3 protein-coding genes are annotated in these 2,499 nt (G+C 71.1%); all 3 read left to right on the top strand.

The genetic code is table 11. The features are described from left to right. The first annotated feature begins 81 nt into the window (after window positions 1-81). Genes tnpA through tnpC form a run of 3 tightly spaced genes read left to right on the top strand, consistent with a single transcriptional unit; the run spans window position 82 to window position 2,486 of the window. Complete coding sequence (tnpA, locus tag J2852_RS31205; RefSeq protein WP_209883172.1) at window positions 82-492, top strand: IS66-like element accessory protein TnpA; 411 nt, start codon at window positions 82-84, stop codon at window positions 490-492. Then, window positions 489-842 (top strand): IS66 family insertion sequence element accessory protein TnpB, encoded by a 354-nt coding sequence (gene tnpB, locus J2852_RS31200; protein ID WP_343206859.1) that lies wholly within the window; start codon window positions 489-491, stop codon window positions 840-842. The genes tnpA and tnpB overlap by 4 nt, the downstream gene beginning before the upstream one ends. Before the next feature lie 57 nt (window positions 843-899). Next, window positions 900-2,486, top strand: coding sequence for an IS66 family transposase (gene tnpC / locus J2852_RS31195; protein ID WP_209883170.1), 1,587 nt, complete (start codon window positions 900-902; stop codon window positions 2,484-2,486). Window positions 2,487-2,499 lie beyond the last annotated feature (13 nt).

Raw genomic sequence — 2,499 nt, 5'->3', positions numbered from 1 at the left:
GTAAGCGGTGTTCTGGTCCCACCTTCCGGCGCGGTCGCTGTGGGGTGAGTCTCCCGGATCGGATGATCGGGAGAACGGTTTGTGTCTACGCTCGACCTTACGCTTGACCCGGAGCCCGTGCGGGTGCGCCGCATGGAGGTGATCACGGGCGATGTGGGACGCCGGATCTGGTCGCCGGAGGAGAAGGCGCGGATCCTGGCGGAGGCGGCAGCGCCGGGGGCTGTGGTTTCCGAAGTGGCCCGGCGTCATGGACTGCGGCCGCAGCAGGTGTTCGGTTGGCGCCGGGAAGCGCGCGCCGCCAGCCGCTCCCAGGCTGAGGGCATGGTGTTCGCGCCGGTGGTGCTGGACACCACGCCGCCCTCCGCCACGCCGATGCCGAAGGAGCCTCCGGCCATCGAGGTGCAGATCGGCGATGCGGTGGTGCGCGTGCCCGCCGGCATGGACGGCGCCACCGTCAAGGCGGTGCTGCGCGCCGTGAGGGCGACGCGGTGATCGGCGTCGAGGGCGCGGTGCGGGTGCTGGTCGCCGCCAAGCCGGTCGATTTCCGCAAAGGCATGGATGGGCTGGCCGCCTTGGTGCAGCAGCAATTGGGAGCCGATCCCTTCAGCGGGGTCATCTACGTCTTCCGCGCCAAGCGAGCGGACCGGGTGAAACTCTTGCACTGGGACGGCACCGGCCTGGTCCTCATCTCGAAGAAATTGGAAGCCGGTCAGTTCCGCTGGCCGGCAATCCGCGATGGCGTGATCCGCCTGACCCCGGCCCAGCTCTCGGCGCTCGTGGAGGGTCTGGACTGGACCCGGGTGCGCGGCGTGCGGGTGCCCCGGCCGACGGCCGCCAGCTGAGCTGCGACACAGCGACTCGCACGCGCTTTGGGGGCGAAGGTCGCGGGCGGCGCCGCTATGCTGGTGGCCGTGACGACCGCATCCGACCTCCTGCCCAACGATCCCGGCGAGTTGCGCGCCCTGTTGCTGGCCGAGCGCGCCCGGCATGCCGCGGAGCTGTCGGCGGCCCGCTCCCGGGCCGAGGAGGAGATCGCCCGGCTGCGCCAGATCATCCGGGAGCTGCAGCGTCATCGCTTCGGCCGCCGGGCCGAGCGTCTCGATCCGGACCAGCTGGCCTTGGCGCTGGAGGACCTGGAGCAGACGCTGGCCGCCACAGAGGCCGAGCCCGCCGGCGCCGCGGCGAGCAAACCGGCGCCTTCGCCGGCACGGCGCACGGTGAACCGCGGCAACCTGCCGGCCGATCTGCCGCGCGAGGAGATCCTCATCGACGTCGCCGACAAGACCTGCCGGTGCTGCGGCGGCGCGCTGCATCCCATCGGCGAGGATGTCTCACAGCGCCTGGATCTCGTCCCGGCCCGCTTCCGGGTGCTGGTGACCCGCCGGCCCAGGTACGCCTGCCGCCGCTGCGAAGAGGGCGTCGTACAGGCCCCGGCGCCGGCGCGCATCGTGGAGGCCGGCATCCCCACCGAGGCGCTGATCGCCCACGTGCTGGTGTCCAAGTATGCCGACCATTTGCCGTTGTACCGCCAAGCTCAGATCTACGCGCGTCAGGGCGTCGATCTCGACCGCTCGACGCTGGCCGACTGGGTTGGACGGGCTGCCTGGTACCTGCGGCCCCTGCACGAGCGGTTGCTGGCCAACCTGAAAGCCTCGGGCAAGCTGTTCGCCGACGAGACGACGGCGCCGGTGCTCGATCCCGGACGGGGCAGCACCAAGACCGGCCAGCTCTGGGCGTACGCGCGCGATGATCGCCCCTGGGGCGGGCCGGAGCCGCCGGCGGTGGCCTACGTCTATGCCCCGGATCGCAAGGCGGAACGCCCGGTGGCGCACCTGCAGGGATTCGCCGGCGTGCTCCAGGTCGACGGCTATGCCGGTTATCGCAAGCTGGCCGAGGGCGGGGCTGTGCGCCTCGCGTTCTGCTGGTCGCATGTCCGTCGGGGCTTCTACGATCTCCAGACCGGCGGCTCCGCGCCGATCGCCAGCGAAGCCCTGCTGCGCATCGCCAAGCTGTACGCGGTGGAGGCGGAGATCCGCGGCCGTGACGCCGAAGCGCGCCGCCGGGAGCGGCAGGCCCGCACGGCGCCGCTGATTGCGGAGCTGAAGGCGTGGCTGGAGAAGCAGCTCGCAACGGTGTCGCGCAAATCGACGCTGGCCGAGGCGATCCGCTACGCGCTCAGCCGCTGGGAGGGGCTGACGCTGTTCCTCGACGACGGGCGGCTGGAGATCGATAGCAACAGCGTGGAGCGCTGCATCCGCCCGCTGGCCCTGACGCGCAAGAATGCACTGTTCGCTGGCAGCGACGGCGGCGGTGAGCACTGGGCGACGATCGCGTCGCTGGTGGAAACCTGCAAGCTGAACGGCGCCGATCCGCAGGCTTGGTTCGCCGAGGTGCTGACCAAGCTCGCCAGCGGCCATCCGATCACCAAGCTCGATGAGCTCCTGCCCTGGGGCCATACCCGGCAGGCGGAACCCGCCGTGGCCTGAGAACACCGCTTAC

It is taken from the genome of Azospirillum soli, from assembly GCF_017876165.1.
GTDB lineage: Bacteria > Pseudomonadota > Alphaproteobacteria > Azospirillales > Azospirillaceae > Azospirillum > Azospirillum soli.
This window is presented reverse-complemented; position numbering and strand designations above follow the sequence as displayed.